Annotated in this window: 26 protein-coding genes, 1 other RNA gene and 1 pseudogene; all 28 read left to right on the plus strand. The window is 34.4% G+C overall.

Translation table 11 applies throughout. The annotated features are described in order from the left end of the window. Window position 1 precedes the first annotated feature (1 nt). The 28 genes and pseudogenes from ssrS to TETH514_RS07555 all read left to right on the plus strand — a co-directional run bounded on the left by ssrS (window position 2) and on the right by TETH514_RS07555 (window position 22,358). Window positions 2-184, plus strand: a non-coding RNA gene (gene ssrS / locus TETH514_RS12350) — 6S RNA. Further along, entirely contained in the window at window positions 174-908 is a 735-nt protein-coding gene (locus TETH514_RS07435) for a ThiF family adenylyltransferase (RefSeq protein WP_012268706.1), read from the plus strand. The genes ssrS and TETH514_RS07435 overlap by 11 nt, the downstream gene beginning before the upstream one ends. Window positions 909-984: 76 nt before the next feature. Further along, the gene (locus tag TETH514_RS07440; RefSeq protein WP_003868846.1) at window positions 985-1,251 is read left to right on the plus strand and encodes a metal-sensitive transcriptional regulator; all 267 of its coding nucleotides are present in this window, start codon (window positions 985-987) and stop codon (window positions 1,249-1,251) included. A 102-nt stretch (window positions 1,252-1,353) separates the two neighbouring features. Beyond that, window positions 1,354-1,671: pseudogene (gene trxA, locus TETH514_RS12920) on the plus strand (thioredoxin); the annotation flags it as partial. Then, window positions 1,657-2,025, plus strand: a complete 369-nt coding sequence (trxA, locus tag TETH514_RS12925; protein ID WP_049753480.1) for a thioredoxin — start codon at window positions 1,657-1,659, stop codon at window positions 2,023-2,025. The pseudogene trxA (TETH514_RS12920) and the gene trxA (TETH514_RS12925), both read left to right, overlap by 15 nt. 235 nt (window positions 2,026-2,260) lie before the next feature. Then, the gene (gene ord / locus TETH514_RS07455; protein ID WP_009052304.1) at window positions 2,261-3,301 is read left to right on the plus strand and encodes a 2,4-diaminopentanoate dehydrogenase; all 1,041 of its coding nucleotides are present in this window, start codon (window positions 2,261-2,263) and stop codon (window positions 3,299-3,301) included. A gap of 1 nt (window position 3,302) precedes the next feature. Beyond that, a complete protein-coding gene (gene ortA / locus TETH514_RS07460; RefSeq protein WP_003868890.1) occupies window positions 3,303-3,605 on the plus strand; it encodes a 2-amino-4-oxopentanoate thiolase subunit OrtA in 303 nt (100 codons plus the stop codon). Beyond that, window positions 3,602-4,996: a 2-amino-4-oxopentanoate thiolase subunit OrtB gene (gene ortB / locus TETH514_RS07465; protein ID WP_009052305.1), complete on the plus strand. Its 1,395-nt coding sequence runs from the start codon at window positions 3,602-3,604 to the stop codon at window positions 4,994-4,996. The genes ortA and ortB overlap by 4 nt, the downstream gene beginning before the upstream one ends. A gap of 14 nt (window positions 4,997-5,010) precedes the next feature. Then, complete coding sequence (locus TETH514_RS07470) at window positions 5,011-5,385, plus strand: ornithine aminomutase subunit alpha (RefSeq protein ID WP_003868842.1); 375 nt, start codon at window positions 5,011-5,013, stop codon at window positions 5,383-5,385. After that, window positions 5,375-7,579 carry a D-ornithine 4,5-aminomutase subunit OraE gene (oraE, locus tag TETH514_RS07475; protein WP_009052306.1) on the plus strand — a complete coding sequence of 735 codons (2,205 nt, stop codon included), beginning with the start codon at window positions 5,375-5,377 and terminating at the stop codon, window positions 7,577-7,579. Before TETH514_RS07470 ends, oraE begins: the two co-directional genes overlap by 11 nt. Further along, window positions 7,563-8,906 (plus strand): GlmL-related ornithine degradation protein, encoded by a 1,344-nt coding sequence (locus tag TETH514_RS07480; protein WP_009052307.1) that lies wholly within the window; start codon window positions 7,563-7,565, stop codon window positions 8,904-8,906. Before oraE ends, TETH514_RS07480 begins: the two co-directional genes overlap by 17 nt. 16 nt (window positions 8,907-8,922) lie before the next feature. Then, on the plus strand, window positions 8,923-9,987 hold the full coding sequence (gene orr, locus TETH514_RS07485; protein WP_009052308.1) for an ornithine racemase Orr: 1,065 nt from the start codon (window positions 8,923-8,925) through the stop codon (window positions 9,985-9,987). 85 nt (window positions 9,988-10,072) lie between these two features. After that, window positions 10,073-10,240, plus strand: a complete 168-nt coding sequence (locus tag TETH514_RS12930; protein ID WP_012268707.1) for a VOC family protein — start codon at window positions 10,073-10,075, stop codon at window positions 10,238-10,240. Between the two features lie 11 nt (window positions 10,241-10,251). Further along, entirely contained in the window at window positions 10,252-10,365 is a 114-nt protein-coding gene (locus tag TETH514_RS13155; RefSeq protein WP_369791824.1) for a VOC family protein, read from the plus strand. Window positions 10,366-10,453: 88 nt separating this feature from the next. After that, on the plus strand, window positions 10,454-10,903 hold the full coding sequence (locus TETH514_RS07495; protein WP_003868830.1) for an Rrf2 family transcriptional regulator: 450 nt from the start codon (window positions 10,454-10,456) through the stop codon (window positions 10,901-10,903). A gap of 46 nt (window positions 10,904-10,949) precedes the next feature. After that, window positions 10,950-12,044, plus strand: a complete 1,095-nt coding sequence (mnmA, locus tag TETH514_RS07500) for a tRNA 2-thiouridine(34) synthase MnmA (RefSeq protein ID WP_009052309.1) — start codon at window positions 10,950-10,952, stop codon at window positions 12,042-12,044. A gap of 87 nt (window positions 12,045-12,131) precedes the next feature. Then, window positions 12,132-12,293 (plus strand): hypothetical protein, encoded by a 162-nt coding sequence (locus TETH514_RS12750; protein WP_003868827.1) that lies wholly within the window; start codon window positions 12,132-12,134, stop codon window positions 12,291-12,293. Between the two features lie 17 nt (window positions 12,294-12,310). Continuing rightward, window positions 12,311-13,336: an AI-2E family transporter gene (locus tag TETH514_RS07505; protein WP_012268709.1), complete on the plus strand. Its 1,026-nt coding sequence runs from the start codon at window positions 12,311-12,313 to the stop codon at window positions 13,334-13,336. Window positions 13,337-13,449: 113 nt separating this feature from the next. Further along, window positions 13,450-16,083, plus strand: coding sequence for an alanine--tRNA ligase (alaS, locus tag TETH514_RS07510; RefSeq protein WP_009052311.1), 2,634 nt, complete (start codon window positions 13,450-13,452; stop codon window positions 16,081-16,083). Window positions 16,084-16,160: 77 nt separating this feature from the next. Further along, window positions 16,161-16,418, plus strand: coding sequence for an IreB family regulatory phosphoprotein (locus tag TETH514_RS07515; protein ID WP_003868475.1), 258 nt, complete (start codon window positions 16,161-16,163; stop codon window positions 16,416-16,418). 55 nt (window positions 16,419-16,473) lie between these two features. Beyond that, the gene (gene ruvX / locus TETH514_RS07520) at window positions 16,474-16,893 is read left to right on the plus strand and encodes a Holliday junction resolvase RuvX (protein WP_003868474.1); all 420 of its coding nucleotides are present in this window, start codon (window positions 16,474-16,476) and stop codon (window positions 16,891-16,893) included. 79 nt (window positions 16,894-16,972) lie between these two features. Next, the gene (locus TETH514_RS07525) at window positions 16,973-17,257 is read left to right on the plus strand and encodes a DUF1292 domain-containing protein (RefSeq protein WP_003868473.1); all 285 of its coding nucleotides are present in this window, start codon (window positions 16,973-16,975) and stop codon (window positions 17,255-17,257) included. 223 nt (window positions 17,258-17,480) lie between these two features. Beyond that, complete coding sequence (locus TETH514_RS07530; RefSeq protein WP_003868472.1) at window positions 17,481-17,921, plus strand: Fur family transcriptional regulator; 441 nt, start codon at window positions 17,481-17,483, stop codon at window positions 17,919-17,921. Window positions 17,922-18,066: 145 nt separating this feature from the next. Next, window positions 18,067-19,749, plus strand: a complete 1,683-nt coding sequence (locus TETH514_RS07535) for a ribonuclease J (RefSeq protein ID WP_012268710.1) — start codon at window positions 18,067-18,069, stop codon at window positions 19,747-19,749. A gap of 17 nt (window positions 19,750-19,766) precedes the next feature. After that, window positions 19,767-20,096: a YlbF family regulator gene (locus TETH514_RS07540; RefSeq protein WP_003868470.1), complete on the plus strand. Its 330-nt coding sequence runs from the start codon at window positions 19,767-19,769 to the stop codon at window positions 20,094-20,096. Next, window positions 20,097-20,567, plus strand: a complete 471-nt coding sequence (locus tag TETH514_RS07545) for a QueT transporter family protein (protein WP_009052312.1) — start codon at window positions 20,097-20,099, stop codon at window positions 20,565-20,567. It abuts the gene before it with no gap. A gap of 84 nt (window positions 20,568-20,651) precedes the next feature. Then, entirely contained in the window at window positions 20,652-21,707 is a 1,056-nt protein-coding gene (gene mltG, locus TETH514_RS07550; protein WP_009052313.1) for an endolytic transglycosylase MltG, read from the plus strand. A 12-nt stretch (window positions 21,708-21,719) separates the two neighbouring features. After that, window positions 21,720-22,358 carry an O-methyltransferase gene (locus TETH514_RS07555; protein WP_003868466.1) on the plus strand — a complete coding sequence of 213 codons (639 nt, stop codon included), beginning with the start codon at window positions 21,720-21,722 and terminating at the stop codon, window positions 22,356-22,358.

Genomic DNA, 22,358 nt, shown 5'->3' on the forward strand with positions numbered 1-22,358 from the left:
AAAAGCCCTGTGGTGTACGTGAGGTCCGGTGAAAGTTTGAGCCAACACCAATAATAAGGGAGCCTGGGCTTTGGCAGTGGAATGTAGGCCGTCTTTGAACGGAAACATGAAGCTGCCAAGAGGGCACCCACGTTGTGAGGACGGGTTCAAGAACTACCGGGAAGCACGGCACTATGGGGTTTTTTTATGGAGGGAAAAGTGTGGACATTTTTTCGCGAACAGAGCTTTTAATAGGAAAAGAAGGGCTTTTAAAACTTAAAAACAGTACCGTTGCTGTTTTTGGAATAGGAGGAGTAGGCTCTTTTGCTGTTGAAGCTTTAGTTAGAGCAGGAATTGGAAAATTGGTTTTAATAGATGGAGACGATGTATGTGTTACAAATGTAAACAGGCAAATACACGCTACCACTCGTACGATAGGTAAACCTAAAGTTGATGTAATGAAAGACAGGATATTAGAGATAAATCCAGAAGCCCAGGTTTTAACTTTTAAAGAGTTTTATTACAGTGAAAATAGTGATAAACTATTATCAAAAGAATACGATTATGTAATTGATGCAATTGACAGAGTGTCTTCAAAAGTGGATTTAATAGTGAAATGCACTTTATTAGGTATACCTATAATTAGCAGTATGGGAGCAGGAAATAAATTAGACCCTACAAAATTTGAAGTTGCAGATATTTATCAAACAAGTGTATGTCCTTTGGCAAAAGTAATGAGGAGAGAACTTAAGAAAAGAGGTATTAAATCTTTAAAAGTGGTGTATTCTAAAGAAGAACCTATAAAAAATTTTTATGAAAACGAAAAGAGAAAAATATCGAAACCAGTACCTGGCAGTATTTCTTTTGTGCCTTCTGCTGTCGGCCTCATACTTGCTGCAGAGGTAGTTAAGGATTTATTAAAAAAATAACAAAAGGCTATTGACATATCTGTGAAAAACTTTTATACTATTCATTGGATACCCCGATGGGGTTGGGAGGTATAGTATGTACCAAGATAGCAAAGGAGATTTATTGAGAAGATTAAGAAAAATTGAAGGACAAGTAAAAGGCATACAAAAAATGATTGAAAATGACGCCCATTGTGTAGATGTACTGGTACAAGTAACTGCTGTTAGGTCTGCGATAAACAGCGTTGGTAAAATTCTTCTTAAAAGCTATACTACCAGCTGTGTAAAGGGAGCAATGTGCACTGAAAAGCAGGATGACATGATAGAGGAATTAGTTGAGACATTTATAAAATTTATGAAGTGATTTTAAAAGTTAGGTTTTGTGAGCAATTTGTTTTATAATAAATGTATAAAGCAATTGCTTTGTATAAAAATAAAAATGAAATAAGAGTATAGGAGTGGTTTTATGGCAGAATTAGTTATTACACTTGAAAATTTCGAACAAGAAGTTGTAAATTCGGACGTACCAGTCTTGATAGATTTTTGGGCTGAATGGTGTATGCCTTGTAGAATGGTGGCTCCAATAATTGACGAATTAGCGAAAGAATATGAAGGAAAAATCAAAGTAGGTAAAATTAATGTTGATGAAGAAAATGAATTGGCAATGAAATTTAGAATAATGAGTATACCTACAATTGGGCTTTTCAAAAATGGTAAAATGGTAGATAAGATAATAGGAGCAAGACCTAAAGCAGATTTTGTAAGATTTATAGAAAAACATCTCAATGGTGGTGCTACACAATCAGAAGAGTCTGACGAGGTAGAAATTACATACGATAATTTCGAAGAAGAAGTTGTAAACTCTGATGTACCAGTATTGATAGACTTTTGGGCTGAATGGTGTGCACCTTGTAGATTAGTTGCTCCCATAATAGATGAACTAGCAAAAGAGTATAAAGGAAAGATTAAAGTAGGAAAAGTTAATGTAGACGAAGAAAATGAGCTGGCAATGCAATTTAGGATAATGAGCATACCTACAATAGGACTTTTCAAAAATGGCAAGATGGTAGATAAAATAATAGGAGCAAGACCTAAAGCAGACTTTGTAAAGTTTATAGAAAAGCATTTAAACAATTAAAAATCCTGCATTATGCAGGATTTTTAATTTTATTCCTTGAATAAATATAAAAAGAATTGTTTAATTTTCCAAAAAATTACGAAAATCGAAACATACTAAGGCATACTTTTGTAACACGAAGAAAACCCAATATTAAATTGGGTTTTCTTCGTGTTTTAAGGAATGGAAAAGCTTTTATTTAGTCTAAGTAAATGTATACAATATAGATATAGAGAAAATTCTTAGAGGTGATAGAATGGAAAACATAAAAGTGGTTGTATGGGGACTTGGTGCAATGGGAAGTGGTATTGCTAAGATGATACTTTTTAAAAAAGGAATGGAAATAGTTGGAGCAATTGATACAGATCCAAATAAAAGAGGAAAGGATTTGAATGAAATTTTAGGGACAAATTCTAAACCTGTTTACATCACTTCTGAACCTCAAGATATTATAAAAAAAGGAAGTGCTGATATAGCGGTTATTGCTACATCCTCCTATGTAGAAAAGGTTTTCCCACTCATTAAATTGGCGGTAGAAAATGGCATCAATGTCATTACAACTGCTGAGGAGATGGCGTATCCTTCTGCTCAACATCCGGAATTAGCCAAAGAAATTGACAGACTTGCAAGAGAAAATGGCGTATCTGTCTTAGGTACAGGAATAAATCCGGGATTTGTATTAGACTATTTAATCATTGCACTGACGGGAGTTTGCGTAGATGTTGATTCCATTAAAGCAGCAAGAATTAATGACTTATCTCCTTTTGGAAAAGCTGTTATGGAAGAACAAGGGGTGGGTCTTACTCCTGAGGAATTTGAAGAAGGCGTAAAAAACGGGACTGTTGCAGGGCATATAGGATTTCCTGAGTCTATTTCGATGATTTGTGATGCTTTAGGGTGGAATCTTTCAGGGATTGAGCAGATAAGAGAGCCTATAATTTCTAAAACTTATAGAGAGACCCCTTATGCAAAAGTTGAGCCGGGATATGTAGCTGGATGTCGCCAAATAGGGTTTGGAAAAGTAGATAGACAGGTGAAAATAGAATTAGAACATCCTCAACAGATATTACCTCAAAAAGAAGGAGTAGAGACTGGAGACTATATTGAGATTAAAGGAACTCCGACTATAAAGGTGTCTATAAAGCCTGAAATACCTGGAGGCTTAGGTACTATTGCACTTTGTGTCAATACGATACCTCACGTCATAAATGCGCAGCCAGGTCTTGTTACTATGCTGGATTTGCCTGTACCTAGAGCTATTATGGGCGATGCAAGAGATATGATCAGGAGGAGATAAAATGGCTCAAAAAGGCGATTGGGTAAAAATTAAACAGGTTATTTTAGAACCATCGGAAAGATCTGAAAATACACCTCAAGATACCAAAGGGACTCCTTTGACGATGTGGGTTAAAGGTTTACTTTTACAAGATGGAGAGATTGGCGACACAGTCAAAATTAAGACTTTGACGGGTAGAGTAGTGGAAGGAATTTTAGTAGAAATCAATCCACGGCATATTCACGATTTTGGCAATCCAATTCCTGAGCTTATAAAAGCAGGTATAAAAGCAAGAGAGATATTGTATGGCGGTGAAGAAGAATGAGTAGGTATAAGCATGTAATGGCTAGGAAAAACGAAATAATGAAAAGATCTTTGGGAATAGATTATGAAAAATTTGAATCAGGTGGAATTGCTTTTGAATATGAAAAAATGATGAAAGAAACAGGTTACACCTTAGAAGAAATTGTTAAAATACAAAGGGAAGCAAATGTAGGAAATACTCCTCTTATAGAGTTAAAAAACTTGACAGAATTAGCGAGAAAAGTTTCGCCAACAGGAAAAGCTGCCAGAATCTTTATAAAAGATGAAGCTTGTAACCATTCAGGAAGCTTTAAAGAAAGGCGGGCTAGTGTTTCTATATATCACGCAAAACAAAAGGGATATAAGGGAGTCATAGCTGCCACTAGTGGTAATTACGGAGCAGCAGTGGCTTCACAAGCTGCCATGAAAGGTTTAAAATGCATCGTAGTGCAAGAAGCTTATGATAGTAGAGGTATAGGGCAGCCAGAAATATTGGAAAAAGGAAGAAAGTGTGAAACATTTGGAGCGGAAGTCATACAACTAACTGTTGGACCGGAATTATTTTATGTAAACTTGATGTTATTAGAAGAGACGGGATATTTTAATGCTTCTTTGTACACTCCTTTTGGAGTTGCTGGTATTGAAACATTGGGATATGAAATAGCTCAGCAAGTAAAAGAGAGGACTGGTAAGTTTCCTGATGTTGTTGTAGCCACCCATGCTGGTGGAGGCAATTTGACGGGTACTGCAAGAGGACTTATGAAAGCGGGAGCAGTAAACACAAAAATATACGGCGTGAGCGTTGATTTAACAGGGCTTCATATGGCTTCAGACAAGGATTTTAACAGAAAATCTTTTACAACAGGACATACAGGATTTGGAATCCCATTTGCAACTTGGCCGGATAGAGCAGATGTGCCTCGAAATGCTGCAAGGCCTTTAAGGTACATGGATGGGTATTACCTTGTCAAGCAAGGGGAAGTCTTTTACATGACAGAGCTTTTAGCTCAATTAGAAGGTTTAGAAAGAGGACCAGCGGGAAATACCTCTTTAGCGGCAGCTTTCAGTTTGGCACAGCAAATGGAAAATGACCAGATAATAGTGGTGCAGGAGACAGAATATACAGGAGCAGGTAAAAATCCAACGGCTCAGCTTACTTTTGCTATGCAAAATGGTATAAAAATTCTAGTAGGAAATCCTGATGATGAGATACCAGGACAAAACATAATTTTACCTGAACATCCTTCTATGATAAAGGCGAGAGAAGTTTATCTTTTGAATTTGAAAAAGTCTTACATTAAAAACTGCATTCAACACTTTGGATTGCCTAAAGATGATAGAGACATTAAATTTTTGGCTGAAGATACCAAGTCCAGTCAGGAATTTGTAAGAGAAATAATTTCAGAATTATAGGATGGGGTGATAATGTGAAAAGAGTAGACGATTTTGAAACGAGGAGTAAACACCTTCAACACATGACAGATGAAGAATTAGACGCATATTTCTGGGAATTGGCAGAAAAAATTGTAGACCCCTTGATAGAGTTGGCATATTATCACACATCTCCATCTATTGAACGCTCTGTGCTTTTAAGGATGGGTTTTTCTAGTATTGAGGCAAAGGAGATTGTAAACAGAATTGAGGAAAGAGGGCTTTTGCCAAAAGGAGCAGGAAATATTGTGTTAAAAGTTGCAGAAAGACTCAAAAAAGATTACCTTGCTGCTGGAAAAGCCATAGCTAACGGAGAGTACTTGGAGGTGCTTGATGATATAGCAAGGGAGGCTAGGAAAAATGAAGCTTGAAAAGGATAAAAAAATAGATATTGAAGAGATTTTAAAAGATTTAGATAAATATGTGCCGAGGAGAAGAGGATGGCACTGGAGAGAGGATGTAGGCAAACACAAAATTGGCGATTTTGAGTATTATCAGGTTTCAAAACCACTTAAAAACAGTATTCCACTTCCTGCTGCAAAACACTTTGGAAACATTGATCCTCAGCCAGATTGTGTGATAACTACAGAAATAGCTTCAGGAAGGTTTGAAGATGATATAAGGCGCATGAGGATGGCAGCATGGCATGGAGCAGACCACATAATGGTAATCAGAACTTTAGGACAAAGTCATTTTGATGGACTTATTGAAGGAACACCTGAGGGTGTAGGAGGAGTTCCTATTTCGAGAAAACAAATAAGAGCGACGAGAAAAGCATTGGATTTAATTGAAGATGAAGTCGGTAGGCCTATAAACTTTCACTCTTATGTAAGTGGAATAGCTGGACCTGAAGTAGCTGTTATGTTCGCTGAAGAAGGGGTAAATGGTGCCCATCAAGACCCTCAGTACAATGTCCTTTATAGAAATATAAACATGGTAAGGTCTTTTGTAGATGCAGCAGTTGCTAAGAAAATAATGGCAGATGCTAATATACTTCAAATTGATGGTGCTCATAACGCCAATGCAACAGCAAAATATGGATGGAAAGTTATGCCTGAACTTTTAGTACAGCATGCCATAAATACACTTTATTCGAGAAAAGTAGGAATGAAACCAGAAAACATAGCCTTATCTACAGTGCCACCAAATGCTCCACCAACTCCTTCTATACGTTTGGATTTGCCTTATGCAGTGGCTTTAAGACAACTTTTTAAAGATTATAAAATGAGGGCACAGATGAACACAAAATATATTGAGCACGATACAAGAGAAGCAACTGTGACACATGTGCTTAACCTTTTAATATCTCGATTGACATCTGCAGACATACAAAGTACTATTACTCCTGATGAGGGAAGAAATGTACCATGGCATTACAACAATATAAACGCGATAAACACTGCTAAACAAGCCCTTATAGGCATGGATGGCCTTAAAGAGATGGTAAAACTCAATTTTGATGGAGAGTTAGGCAAAAAAGTAAGAGAATTAAAGATGAGAGCCATTCTCTTTATGGAAGAAATTTTAGAAGTTGGAGGATACTTTAAGGCAGTAGAAGAAGGTTTCTTTGTGGATTCAGGCTATTATCCAGAGAGAAATGGAGATGGCATAGTAAGAACTATAAATGGTGGTATTGGCGCCGGTACTGTTTACAAAAGAGATAAAGACTATATGGCGCCGGTATGCTCTCACTTTGGATATAACAATTTGCCAGAAGGGCTTAATAAACCTTGCGATTTAATAAATGGATGTACTCTTTGCAAGCATGAGAAAATTCAATATATAGACGAATTAGATGAAAGTGACAATGTAGAAAATAGATTGAAAGAAACTGTTGAGTATAGAAAAGGAGATAAAATAAAACCAGAAGTGGAGTGGGCAGGAGACGGCATAATAAGCATGAACCTATTTTTGCCTGTAGATGAAAGGACTGCTGAATACGCGGCTATTAAATACGCAGAAAAGCTGGGGCTTAATGATGTAGTCGTTTTAGGTAAACTTCCAATGCATCCTGCAGAGGGAACGTACGTGGAAGTAAGAGGACGTGTTCAATTTTCTATTGACAAAAATGAATTAGAAATACCGCCGCAAGAGGAAATACTTTCAGATGAGGAAATAGAAGGAGATATCAAGAGAAAGCCTATGAAGGTGGTTGCTGCAACTGTAGGAAATGATGAACATTCTGTGGGCTTAAGAGAGATTTTGGATATAAAACACGGCGGAATTGAAAAATACGGCATAAAATTTACTTACCTTGGTACTTCTTGCCCTGCAGAAAAGTTAGTTGATGCAGCTATAGAGGAAAATGCTGATGCTATTTTAGTTAGCACTATAATAACCCATGATGATGTCCATATAAAGAATATGAAAAAAATTCACGACTTTTGTGTAGAAAAGGGAATAAGAGATAAAGTAATTTTAGTAGGTGGAGGTACGCAAATTACAATCGACCTTGCTAAAAGTGTTGGCTTTGATGCAGGATTTGGAAGGGGTACAAAAGGAAATCAAGTGGCAAGTTTTTTAGTTAAAAAAAGAAGGGAAAAGGAAAATGAAGAAAACAATTGACATATTTGTAGCTGAGGTTGGAAGTACTACGACAACTGTAAATGCCTTTATTCTCGGAAACAACCCTGTTTTTATAGGTCAGGGGGTGGCTCCTACCACAGTCTTAGATGGGGATGTGAATATTGGCCTTGAGGGGGCTATTGAGGATTTAAAAGATAAAATTGGAGATTTTGTATATAGTGAGATGCTTGCTTGTAGCAGTGCTGCTGGTGGCCTCAAAATGACTGTACATGGCTTAGTCTACGACATGACTGTAAGGGCAGCTAAAGAGGCTGCCCTTGGGGCAGGAGCCAATATAAAACTTATAACAGCAGGAAAACTGAGAAGAACGGATTTAGAAAAAATAAAACAAATAAAACCAAACATAATACTTTTAGCAGGTGGAGTGGATTTCGGAGATAGAGAAACTGCTCTTTATAATGCAGAAAAGTTAGCAGAAATGAAACTAAATGTTCCTGTCATTTATGCAGGCAATATAGAGAACAGAGAAGAAATTTCCTACATTTTTCAAGAAGCCAGTCAGGAAGTATACATTGTAGACAATGTTTATCCATCAATTGACAATTTAAATGTAGAACCGACAAGAAAAATGATTCAAAAAGTTTTTGAAAAGCATATTGTAACAGCGCCAGGTATGAGTAAAGTAAAAGAATTGGTGACAGGAAATATAATCCCAACGCCAGGTGCTGTCATGGAATGTGCTATACTTCTTTACAATGACATAGGTGATTTGATGGTAGTGGATATAGGTGGAGCTACTACAGATGTTCATTCTGTTACTGAAGGAAGTGATGAAATACAAAAAATAACTGTAAATCCAGAGCCTTTGGCTAAACGCACAGTAGAGGGGGATTTGGGGGTTTTTGTTAATTCAAGAAATTTATTTGATTTGTGCGGAGAGGATATATATAAAAAATTCAGTAATGCAGATGAGTTAATAAACAATATAAAGCCAATACCACAAACAGAAGAAGAAAAAGAATTTGTGATATATCTTGCAAACAAGGCATTAGAAGTGGCAGTAAAGCGTCACGCAGGTAAATTAAGCAGTTATTTTGGACCTACAGGAAGAACCTTTTATGCGGAAGGAAGAGATTTGACAAATGTTAAATGGATAATAGGTACCGGTGGAATATTTTCAAGACTTGAAGGAGGAGAAAAATTATTAGAAAATATAAATGATGGAGGAAGTGGAAAAGAGCTTTATCCTCCTTCATCGGCAAAAGTTTTAATTGACAGAGATTATATCATGGCGGTTTGTGGTGTTTTGTCTAAGAAATATCCTGACGAAGCTTTGAAATTAATAAAAAATAGCTTTGGCATTTAGAAATGGGGGAGATTAAATGTATCCCTTGTTGAGAATAAACTTAGTAAAACTTCGAGAAAATACACAAACTATCGTTAATTTGTGTGAAAAGAAAAATATAAAGGTAGTAGGTGTTACAAAAGTTTTTTGTGCTATTCCAGAAGTAGCACAGACGATGGTAAAAGGCGGAGTAGAAATTTTAGGAGATTCTCGAATCAAAAATTTAAAAAAATTACAACACATACCGGTACCTAAAATGCTTCTTCGAATTCCCATGAAAAGTGAAGTGGAAGAAGTTATAAAATATGCAGATATAAGCCTAAACTCAGAAATAGATACAATAAAAAGCCTGTCAGAAGAGGCAAAAAAACAAAGGAAAATTCATGAAATAATCCTAATGGTAGACTTAGGGGATTTGAGAGAGGGTGTATTAAAAGAGGATGTTATTCCAATAGTAGAACAAATAGTAAAACTAGAAGGCATAAGACTTCGAGGAATAGGTACTAATTTAACTTGTTATGGTTCAGTTATCCCTACACCAGATATATTAGAAGAGCTTGTGGAAATAAAAAATTCTATCAACAAAAAATTTAACTTGAATTTGGATATAGTCTCAGGAGGAAACTCAAGCAGTCTGTACTTAGTTCAAAATGGTCTCATACCAAGAGGAATAACGCAACTTAGAATAGGAGAAGCTATTGTCTTAGGTAGGGAAACAGCTTTTGGAGACAGAATTCCCCATACTTATGACGATGTATTTACTTTGGAAGCACAGATAGTCGAATTAAAAGAAAAACCTTCTTATCCACGAGGTATATTAGGAATGGATGCTTTTGGAGAAAGACAAGTATATGTGGATAGGGGGATAATGAAAAGAGCAATTTTGGCTATAGGAAGACAGGATGTCAATATGAATGACCTAATTCCTATAGACAGCTCTATTGAATTAATAGGTTCAAGCAGTGACCATTTAATTGTAAATGTTACAAATTCCACATATCCATATAAAGTTGGAGATATAATAAAGTTCAAACTGAGATATGGAGGGATTTTATCCTGTTCTACCTCTGAATATGTAGAAAAAGTCATTGAAGAGGCGTAAAAATGCGCCTCTTTTTGCATTATGAAAAATTTGAAGGGATTGCTATAATAGAGTGAGGAATAATATTTTTTAGGAGGGTTTTAAAATGATAATAGGTTTAGGGCATGTAGCCTACAAAGTCACAGATATTGACAGAAGCATAGAGTTTTATTGTAAAAAATTAGGTCTAAAAGAAGCATTTAGGTTAAACCATGAAAATGGAGAATTAATGCTTGTATATCTAAAAGTGGCGGAGGGACAATTCATTGAATAAAGGGGCAGCCTATGATGGGAGCAGATGGAAATTATCAATATTGGATAGAAGATCCTGATAGAAATAGAATAGAACTAATGCAAATAATGCCGGGTTCTTTGCAGGATAAAGCAAAAGAATTATAGAAAATTAAGTGTTGACAACCACTTTTTTAAGTGGTATTCTTTTTGGTGAAATCCGGGTAAAATAGTAGGAATTCAGGGGTGGATAATCGTGAAACTATCTACAAAAGGTCGATATGGGATACAAGCTATGTTTGAATTAGCCCTTTACTACGGGGAAGGCCCCATTTCTTTAAAGACAATTGCCGAAAATGAAGGACTTTCTGAGCATTATCTAGAACAGCTTATAGCAATCCTTAGAAAAGCTGACCTTGTGAAAAGTGTCAGAGGAGCACAAGGGGGATATATGCTAGCGGCTCCTCCTGATAAGATAACTGTTGGAGATGTGATAAGAACGTTGGAAGGTTCATTGGCTCCTGCAGATTGCGTTTTGGAAGATACTCCTTTTGAATGCAGCAGAGCAGGAGGTTGTCCGACGAAGTTGGTGATGGAAAGAATAAGAGACAGTATAAATAAAGTGATAGACTCTATTACTTTACAGGATATGGTGGATGATTACAGGCGATTAAATCAAAAAAGTGCTTTTATGTATTACATTTAGGGAAATAATAATTTTAGGACTTTTAAAGGAGGATTTTATATATAACATGGAGATAAACAATAGAGTAGCAATTGGAATGAGTGGAGGAGTAGATAGCTCTGTAGCTGCATATCTTTTAAAAAAGCAAGGATTTGATGTTATAGGTCTTACAATGAGAGTATGGGTAGACCATGAAGCTAAAGCTTTTGATAGCGATAAGAGTTGTTGTTCTTTAAAAGCTACACAAGATGCAAAGAAAGTTGCAGAGATATTGGGAATACCTCATTACACAGTTGATTTGAGTAAAATCTTTTATGATAAAATAGTAAATTATTTTGTCAATGAATATTTAAAAGGAAGGACTCCTAATCCTTGTGTATTGTGTAATAGGCAAATAAAATTTGGAGAGCTTTTAGAGAAAGCATTTGAGTTGGGAGCTTATTACATTGCTACAGGCCATTATGTCAGAAAAGAGTATGATGAAAAAACAAAAAGATATTTATTAAAAAAAGGTATAGATTCTTCTAAGGATCAAAGCTATGTCTTATATCGTTTGACACAGAAGCAGTTAGAACATGCTCTTTTCCCTTTAGGAAATTACAAAAAAGAAGAAATAAGAGCTTTAGCAGAGGAGTTAAAGCTACCTGTTGCTAAAAAGCCAGAGAGTCAAGAAATTTGTTTTATCCCAGATAATGATTACAGCGGATTGATAAAAAGGCAAGTTAAAGATGAAATAAAGCCAGGAGAATTTAGAGATGTTCACGGTAAATTTTTAGGGTATCATAAAGGAATAATACATTATACAATTGGTCAGAGAAGAGGATTAGGTTTATCTTCTGATAGGCCTTTATACGTCGTGGATATAGATGTGAAAAACAATGTAGTTGTTGTTGGACATCAAGAAGATGTGTGGGGAGAAGAGCTAATATCCTCAAATAACAATTTTATTTCCATTGAAAAACTTGAAAAGGAAATGAAGGTAACTGCAAAAATACGCTACACAGCTAAAGAAGAAGAGGCTATTATAAAGCCATATGAAGAAGATAAAGTATTAGTGAAATTTTTAAAACCTCAAAGAGCTATAACTCCAGGACAATCAGTTGTCTTTTACGATAAGGATGTAGTAGTAGGAGGAGGAATAATTGAAAGGAAGCTTAAATAAGTGCACACAAAAAGTGTGCATTTTTTATTTTAAAAAGGGAAATCTATAAAAAGCAGAAATTTTTTTAGATTTCAAAGGAGGGCTTTTATGAATAGAGACAAATATATAAAGGGATTTTTAGCAGGAATAGTAACTGCAGCATATATAATTCCTAAGATAGACATGAAAAAATATAGACGTTATAGAGATATGATAGAAAAAAATATGACAAAAATATGGCGTACAATGAACAAAATAAAAATCAAATAGATTTTTCAGGTGATAAAATGCAAATTAAAAAAACGTATCTACTTTTTTTAATCATTGGTGCCACAGGTTTATTATATTTTTTTATAAAGAATTGGGTGAGCATTAAAAATATACTTTCCCCATTTTTTGTTTCTGCTTTAATAGCCTATTTATTAAATCCAATGGTAAAATTTTTTAATTCAAAAGGTTTTTCTATCTCCTTATCAATTCTTTTAGTGTTTTTAATAGTGGCGTCAGGAATATTATTTTTTTCTTTTTACATAGTTCCTTTGTTGATAAATGAATTCATCGCTCTTTTACAAATGATACCCTTTTATGCAGAAGAAATTCAAAAGCTTTTAATACAACTAAAATTTAACTATTTATCTTATCTTCCGCCTCAAGTTGAAAAGGTGTTAGATAAAAATTTGGGTAGTTTAAACAATGCTTTTACATACCACATTGATTCTGCCTTTAAATCTGTTATTACCATATTAAAAGATGCAGTAGATATAATAATCATACCAATTGTGACTTTTTATTTTTTAAAAGATAAAAAAGTTTTTAAAGAAGAAATAGAACGAATACTGCCGCAAAAATATTCTACTAAATTTTTTAACATACTTAAAAAAATAGATAAAATTTTAAGCAAATACCTAAGAGCACAAATTTATATTTCCACTTTTGTAGCGATTTTCACAATGATAGGACTTTCTTTAATTAAAGTTAAATATGCCTTTTTAATAGGAGTATTAGCTGGTATATTAAATATAATACCTTACGTAGGACCGATATTATCTATTATTCCCACAGTTTTGATAGGTTTATTAGATTCTTTGACAAAAGGGTTTTGGGCATTAATTATATGTCTTTTAGTTCAACAGGTAGAAAATGCTTTTATTACTCCAAAAATAATGAGTGACAGTGTAGGGCTTCACCCTGTTACTGTAATTTTCTCATTAATTGCAGGAGGAGAGCTTTTTGGCATTTGGGGACTTTTACTTTCTGTCCCTATCGTGGCAATGATTAAAGCTATTGTAATAGAGATTTTTATTGAGAAATAAACCAGTTATTGACTTGTTATATTCAATCTTGTATAATATACTCAAAAAAGAGCGGGTAAAAGCCCGTCCCCAAATTTGGGACGGTTTTTATTGTATCAAAAAGGAGGATTTTTATGGAAAAACTCGGGATGAACGAAATTAGAGAAAAATTTTTAAGCTTTTTTGAAAGCAAAGGGCACCTGAGACTACCAAGTTTTTCTCTAATTCCTAAGAATGATAAAAGCTTATTGTTAATTAATTCTGGAATGGCTCCTTTAAAACCTTATTTTACAGGAAAAGAAACTCCCCCTAGCAAACGAGTAACTACTTGCCAAAGATGCATAAGAACTCCTGATATTGAAAGAGTAGGTAAAACAGCACGTCACGGTACCTTTTTTGAAATGCTAGGTAACTTTTCTTTTGGTGATTATTTTAAAAAAGAAGCTATTCCATGGGCATGGGAATTTGTCACAGAAGTTTTGGGATTGCCAGTTAACAGGTTATGGGTATCAATTTATGAGGAAGACGATGAAGCATTTGAGATTTGGAACAAAATAGTTGGGTTACCTCCTGAAAGAATTGTGAGAATGGGTAAGGAAGATAATTTCTGGGAGATTGGCACAGGACCTTGTGGCCCTTCTTCAGAGATTTATTTTGACAGAGGTGAAGAAAAAGGCTGTGGGAAGCCTACTTGTGGAGTTGGATGTGATTGCGATAGGTTTATTGAATTTTGGAATTTAGTTTTTACTCAGTTTAATAAGGACGAACAAGGAAATTATCATAGGCTGCCTAATCCAAATATTGATACAGGCATGGGGCTTGAGAGAATAGCCACAATAATGCAGGGAGTCGACAGCATATTTGATGTAGATGTAATAAGAGGTATAACTAATTTTGTATCCCAGATTGCGGAGGTAGAGTATGGAAAAGATGCAGAAAAAGATGTGTCTTTGAGAGTTATTACTGACCATATAAGAGGAATAACTTTCATGATATCAGATGGAATTTTGCCTTCTAATGAGGGAAGAGGCTATGTTTTGAGAAGGCTTTTAAGAAGAGCGGCAAGGCATGGTAAGTTGCTGGGTATAAATGATACTTTCTTGTATAGGGTAGTAGATTCAGTTGTAGAAAATTATGGAGAGGCATATCCTGAAATAATTGATAGGAAGGACTATATAAAGCGAATAGTCAAACTGGAAGAGGAAAGATTTAAGGAAACAATAGACCAAGGGCTCACAATTTTACAAGATTATATAAATGAACTAAAAGTCCAAGGTAAAACCGTATTAGAAGGTTCCAAGGCTTTTAAACTATACGATACCTATGGGTTCCCACTGGATTTAACAAAAGAAATCTTGCAAGAAGCCGGCATTACTGTTGATGAAGAAGGATATACAAAGGAGTTGGAGAAACAAAGGATAAGAGCGAGAAGCAGCAGAAAAGAAGATAATAGTTTGTGGGAACAAGACATATATTCTACTTTAGGAGATATTAAAACAAAGTTTGTGGGATATGATACTTATGAAAGCAATTCAAAAGTTTTAGCTATTGTAAAAGATGAAGAGCTTGTTGAGGAAGCAGAAGCTGGAGATGATGTGAGTATCATATTAGATGTTACTCCTTTCTATGCTGAAAGTGGTGGGCAGATAGGAGACAATGGAATTTTAGAGAATGAAAATGTTTTGATAAAAGTGAAAGACTGTAAAAAAGTAGGAGATAGGTTTATACACATTGGAACAATTGAAAGAGGTTTAATTTCAGTAAGAGATGAAGTAAAAGCTCAAATTGATGTGGTAAGTCGAAGGAATGCTGCAAGAAACCACACTGCAACTCATCTTCTTCATAAAGCCCTAAAGGAGATATTAGGAGACCATGTGCATCAAGCTGGTTCTCTTGTGGCTGATGATCGATTAAGATTTGATTTTTCACATTATCAAGCCGTGACTAAAGAAGAGTTAAAGCAAATAGAAAATAGGGTTAATGAAAAGATATACCAAAGTTTAAATGTGCATATTGAAGAAAAAACTTATGATGAGGCAGTGAAAGAAGGGGCTGTTGCGTTATTTACAGAAAAGTACGGGGATAAAGTAAGGGTTGTAAAAATTGATGATTACAGCATGGAACTTTGTGGTGGAACTCATGTTAAAAATACTAACGAAATAGGGATTTTTAAGATTGTATCTGAAAGTGCAGTTGGTGCAGGTTTAAGAAGAATTGAAGCTTTAACAGGACTTGCCGCAATAAAATATTTAGAGGAAAAAGAAGAGATATTAAAAGAGGCTTCTGATTTATTAAAAGCCCAAGATAAAGAGATAGTTTCAAAAATTGAGAGTTTACAGCAAGTTTTAAAGACAAAAGATAAAGAGATAGAACAATTAAAAATAAAAATGGCTTCTATTTTGGCAAATAGTTTAATCAATTCTGCTATTTCATTAGATGGTATAAAAGTAGTGGTTTCAAAGGTTGAAGATTATGATAGTGAGGCTTTGAAGGCATTGGGAGATATTTTAAAAGATAAATTAAAAACTGCTGCAATAGTATTAGCATCTTCTACCCCAGAAAAAGCTATATTTGTCGGTATGGCTACTAAAGATGTTGTTCAAAAAGGGATAAATATGGGAGCTGTTATTAAAGAGGTGTGCAAAGTATCTGAAGGAAATGGTGGTGGAAGACCGGACATGGCTCAAGGAACAGGCAAAAATCCATCTAAGGTGGAGGAAGCGTTAAACAAAGCTATAGATATTGTAAAAGAACAGTTAAAAAATTGAGAAAAGCTTGACTGGCCAAGTAAATATAGGTTATTATAAAGTTGATGGTAGTTAAATGTATCTAGAGGTGATATATTATGGTAGATAAAAACGAACAGACTCTGAGGTATCACGTTACAACTGATAGAAAAACTGTTAGAGAAATATTGACAGCAGTGTATGAAGCTCTTTCTGAAAAAGGTTATAATCCAATTAATCAAATAGTAGGTTATATATTGTCGGGGGACCCTACTTATATAACCAGCCATAAAAATGCGAGAAATTTGATAAGAAAAATTGAAAGAGATGAATTAGTAGAAGAACTTTTGAGAGAGTATTTATCTTCCCAAAAGTAAGAAAAACAAAATTGCCTCACCTTAGGTGAGGCGATTTTAGAATGGAGAGATTTTTTTGAGGATTATGGGTTTAGATGTGGGGGATAAAACAATCGGGATAGCCATAAGTGACTTGTCAGGTACAATTGCACAGGGACTTACTACTATTAAAAGAAGTAGTAACAAAAAAGATTTTGAGAGAATAAAACAAATAATAAATGAATATGAAGTGGGAATGATAATTGTAGGATTACCTAAGAATTTGAATGGTACTTTGGGGCCACAAGGACAAAAAGTTGTGAGATTTGTTGAACACTTAAAGGAAGCTATTAATATACCAATAATATTGTGGGATGAAAGGCTTACTACAGTAGAAGCGGAAAGGGTTTTAATAGAAAAAGCTGATATAAGTAGGGCAAAGAGAAAAGAAGTAATTGATAAGCTGGCTGCAGTTCTTATACTTCAGAACTACTTAGATTCACAAAAAAATAAATAAATTTTTATTAAAAACTTGACAGTCTTTTTGGTATGTTATACAATTACATTATCTTGAAGTAGAATTGAGGTGAAATAGTATGGAACCAGAAATTATTCAGCTAATCGACGAGCACGGCCATGAAGTAGACTTCGAACTTGTAGCATCATTTGACCTTGATGATACCAGGTACGCTGTTGTGGTCCCTGTCGATGGTGATGGAGAAGATGCTTACATCTTGAGAGTGGAACAAGATGAAAATGGCAATGATATTTTTGTAGGGATCGAAGACGAAGATGAGTTCAATGATGCTGTCGAAGCATACAATGAGCTGATGGAAGAGTATGAAGAATATTATGATGATGATTTTGATGAGGAAGAGTAAATTAAATTAGAGAGAAATTGATTAAGATATACCGTTTTGGTATATCTTAATTTTATATACCCCCAAAATTTAATTTCTATGTAAAAGGGAAATTGGATTCTCAATTGAAATATCTCTGTCCACTATAAAATTTGATATTTGCTAAAAAATCAAAAAAATATTTGACAATTGAAAATGAATATCATAAACTAATATTAGTTGATATTATTTGGCGGTGATTTAGGTGAATGAAATTGAAAAATTTAAAGAAAAATTAAAAGATAAGGGTTATAAGTTGACAACTCAAAGGCGTGTGATATTGGACGTTATTATGGAGAATAGGGATAAACATCTTTCCTCTGAGGAAATATATGACCTTGTAAGGCTAAAATATCCTGAAATAGGGCTTGCTACAGTTTACAGGACCCTTCAGTTATTTGAGGAATTAGGTATTGTCTATAAATTAAATTTTGACGATGGTCGAAATCGATACGAGCTATATCATAATGAAAACCATCAGCATCATCATTTGATTTGTCTAAAATGCGGAGCAGTTATAGAAATGGAAGGAGACCTTTTGGAGAATTTAGAAGAGGCAATAGAAAAAACTAAAGATTTTGAAATAATAGACCATAATGTAAAATTTTTTGGTTATTGTAGCAAATGTAGGAAGAGTTATAATTAAATTTGGGTTTTTGTTTGAGAAATAATTTACATTAACAGGGTTGAAGTATTTTTTTAAATAAAGTATAATTTATATTAACTGGTGTAAGGTACGGGTAAGTGTTTTTGGTTTTTTGGAAAAATAAAATTAAAGCTAAAAATTTCTAATGAAAGGAGATAAGTATTTGGCACACAAGGCAAAACTCAAAATAATACCGTTGGGCGGGTTAAATGAGATCGGCAAAAACATGACGGTTTTTGAATTCGGAAATGACATTATAGTTGTGGATTGCGGTCTCGCTTTTCCAGATGATGAAATGTTGGGAATAGACCTTGTCATTCCCGACATTACTTATTTATTGAAAAATCGGGAAAAAGTGAGAGCAATTGTTTTAACTCATGGTCACGAAGACCATATTGGGGCATTACCCTATATTTTAAAACAACTTAATGTTCCTGTGTATGGGACTCGTTTGACTATTGGTTTAGTAGAATATAAGTTAAAAGAGCAGGGTATTTTAAAAGATAGTAAATTGATAACTGTGAAGCCAAGAGAGATTGTCGAAATTGGTCAGTTTAAAGTGGAGTTTCTAAGGACCTCTCATAGCATTGCAGATTCTGCTGCTCTGGCGATTCACACTCCTGTAGGGACTGTATTTCATTCGGGAGACTTTAAAATAGATTTTACTCCTATAGGAGGAGAAATTGCAGACTTACACCGCTTTGCCCAGTTAGGGGAAAAAGGGGTACTTGTGATGTTGTGCGATAGTACCAATATTGAAAGACCTGGTTATACCATGTCAGAAAGGACAGTAGGAGAGACTTTTGACAATCTATTCAGAAAAGCGGAACAGCGAATTATAGTTACGACTTTTGCTTCTAATATCCACAGAGTGCAACAAATTATAGATTCTGCTCACAAGTATGGAAGAAAGGTTGCTATTTCAGGCAGAAGCATGTTAAATGTAGTTAATGTAGCGATGGAATTAGGCTATTTAATTGTTCCTGATGGCCTTTTGATTGATATTGATGAAGCCAATAAATTGCCCCATGATAAAGTTGCCATTATAACGACAGGCAGCCAAGGGGAACCTATGTCAGCTCTTACCAGAATGGCTTCTTCTGAGCATAAAAAAGTAGAGATTGTACCGGGAGATACAGTGATAATTTCTGCTTCTGCTATTCCGGGAAATGAAAAACTTATTTCTCGCGTTATCAACCAATTATTTAAAAAGGGTGCCAATGTAATTTATGAAGCATTGGCAGATATTCACGTATCGGGTCACGCTTGTCAAGAAGAGATTAAGCTACTTCATACATTAATAAAACCTAAATTTTTCATTCCTGTTCATGGGGAATACAGACATTTAGTTCAGCATGCTAAACTTGCAGAGACTTTGGGAATGCCTCCCCAAAATATCTTTATAGTAGATAACGGGACAGTGTTAGAGTTTACAAAAAATTCTGGAAGAATTGCAGGAACAGTAACAGCAGGGAAAGTGTTAGTAGATGGCTTGGGTGTTGGAGACGTAGGAAATATTGTTTTAAGAGATAGAAAACATTTGGCTCAAGATGGTTTGTTAGTAGTAGTGGTTACTATTTCTAAAGAGACTGGAGGAATTATAGCGGGTCCCGACATAATTTCCAGAGGATTTGTATATGTGAGAGAATCAGAGGATTTAATGGAGGAATCCAAAAATGTTGTCAGAGATGTGTTATCAAAGTGTAAGAAAGAGGGAATTAGCGAATGGGCTACTATAAAATCAATGATAAAAGATGATTTAAGCAGTTTCTTATATGAAAAAACTAAGAGAAATCCTATGATATTGCCAATCATAATGGAAATTTAACCAGGAGGAGCTTAAATATGAACGTCTACGACAAAGCTTATGAACTGGCTAATGCTATAAGACAGTTGCCAGAATACAAAGCTTTTAAAGGGGCGTATCAAAAAATAAATGAAAATGAGCAAAATAAGAAAATGTTAGAGGATTTTAGAAAAAAGCAATTAGAGATTCAAGCTAAAGAGTTGTCGGGTGAAAAAGTGGATCCTAAAGAAAAAGAAGTGTTAGAAAAGCTATGGGAGATATTGAATCTTAATCCTGAGATAAGTTCTTACTTGTCTTTAGAATACGCTCTTGGCAAGATAATGGATGATATACTAAAAATAATCATGGAACCAATGGAGATGAAGTAGATGAAAAGAATAGATACTAAGTACATTGTAAAAGCAGGAGCCATTGCAGCCATTTACTTTGTTGTTACTATTCTTTTGGGCAGTGTTTCTTATGGCCCTATTCAATTTAGAGTATCTGAATCTTTAGTTGTATTACCCATGGTAGAGCCGGCAGCAATATGGGGGGTTTTTATAGGATGTTTATTAGCCAATATAGGAAGCCCCTTTGGACTTCTCGATATTTTGGGTGGAAGTTTAGTGACATTACTTGCTGCGTACCTTACATCAAAGACTAAAACTTTTTACAAAGGTATATTGCCTCCTATAATATTAAATGCTCTTATTGTTTCAATATGGGTAAGTTATTTCACGAAAATGCCCTATTATCTTGTAGTTTTGTATATTGCTTTAAGTGAAGCTATTGTGACAGGTGTATTTGGGTATGTAGTGATTGCAGTATACAAAAGATTAAAAGATAAGTATACTTTATAAAAACAGGTAAGCGGAAGGCTTACTTGTTTTCATTTTTAATTAATTATATAATTTAGGTATACCTACAAAAGGGAGAGAAATGTAATGAATAATGTCGAATACAAAAGAAAAAGTAGATTTGTGGTAATTGTAGTTGTCATAATTTTTTTGTTTTTTTCTGCTTTTATATATTACCAAAGCCTTTTTCAACCTGTAACTACAAAGAGTGATGTAGTTGAAAAAATAATATACATCCCTAATGGCTATTCTACTTCCCAGATAGCTAAGTTGTTAAAAGAAAATAATTTAATTAGAAACGAACGATTTTTTATATGGAGAGCAAAAGTTTTAGGTGCTGATGGAAAATTACAAGCCGGAAAATATCTCTTAAGTCCTAACATGACTACTGACCAAATAATAAAAAAAATATTTGCTGGTAAGGCTCAAATTGATACTGTGAAAGTTACGATTCCTGAAGGGTATACATTAAAAGACATAGCCACCAAATTATCCCGATTAGGTTTAGTAAATAAAGACAAATTTTTAGAAATAGCTCAAAATGACACATTTGACTATGACTTTTTAAAAGATGTTCCTAAAGATAGGCCAAACAGGTTAGAGGGATATCTTTTTCCTGACACCTATTTTATACCTGTAAATGCAGATGAAAAAGAAATAATAAATATCATGCTTAAGAGATTTCAAGAAGTTTATAATAGTACTATAAAAAATAATGCAAAAAATGTAGGAATGACTCCTGATCAGATTGTAATAATAGCTTCTATAGTGGAGAAAGAGGCAGCTATTGACAGTGATAGACCTATGATTGCGGGTGTAATATATAATAGACTGAAAAAAAATATGAAACTTCAATTATGTCCTACTGTTGTATACGCATTAGGAATTCATAAAGATGTGCTTTCTTACAAGGATTTGCAGGTAGATTCCCCTTATAATACCTACCAACATTATGGGTTGCCTATAGGTCCCATTTGCAATCCTGGACTTAAATCGATTGAAGCAGCTCTTTTCCCAACAAAGCATGACTTTTACTATTATGTTGCAAAGAAAGATGGGTCCCATATTTTTAGTATAACTTATGAAGAGCATTTAAAAGCTCAGAAAGAAATTGAAGCAATTGAAAATAATAATACTAAATGAAAGGGTTGAGTTATGGAAAAAACTCCAAATGATATGAAATTTATAAGAGGGATAGCTCATAAATTTGGATATCCTTTAGATGAGATGGAGAAATATGCCTACGAAAATTATATCCCTATTGCAAAACCGGAAGTTGCTGATTTTTTAAGTTTTATTGTGAAGCTAAAAAAGCCTAACAATATATTAGAGATAGGTACTGCTATTGGCTATTCTACTATAATAATGGCAAAAGCTTATTCAGAAGTTAGTGTAGTCACTATTGAAAGGGATATAAATTTGGCTGAAATAGCTAAAGAAAATTTTAAGAAAGCAAAAGTAGAAGATAGAATCGAGCTTATTTGTGGAGAAGCACAGCAAGTTCTTCCAAATTTAACTAAGATGTACGATTTGATTTTTGTAGATGCGGCGAAAGGGCAATATATAGAATTTTACAAAGAACTGAAAAGACTTTTAAGCAAAGAGGGCGTAATCTTGTGGGACAATATTTTGTATAAGGGATATGTTGTAAATGAGAAAAATGTAAAACATAAGAGAAGAACTATTGTGTACAGAATGAGAGAATTTATAGAAATATTATATCAAGATAAAACTTTGTACACGGTAATTTTGCCTTTAGGAGACGGATTGGCTTTAAGTTTTAAGGAGGAATAG

The organism is Thermoanaerobacter sp. X514, from assembly GCF_000019065.1.
Classification (GTDB): domain Bacteria; phylum Bacillota; class Thermoanaerobacteria; order Thermoanaerobacterales; family Thermoanaerobacteraceae; genus Thermoanaerobacter; species Thermoanaerobacter pseudethanolicus.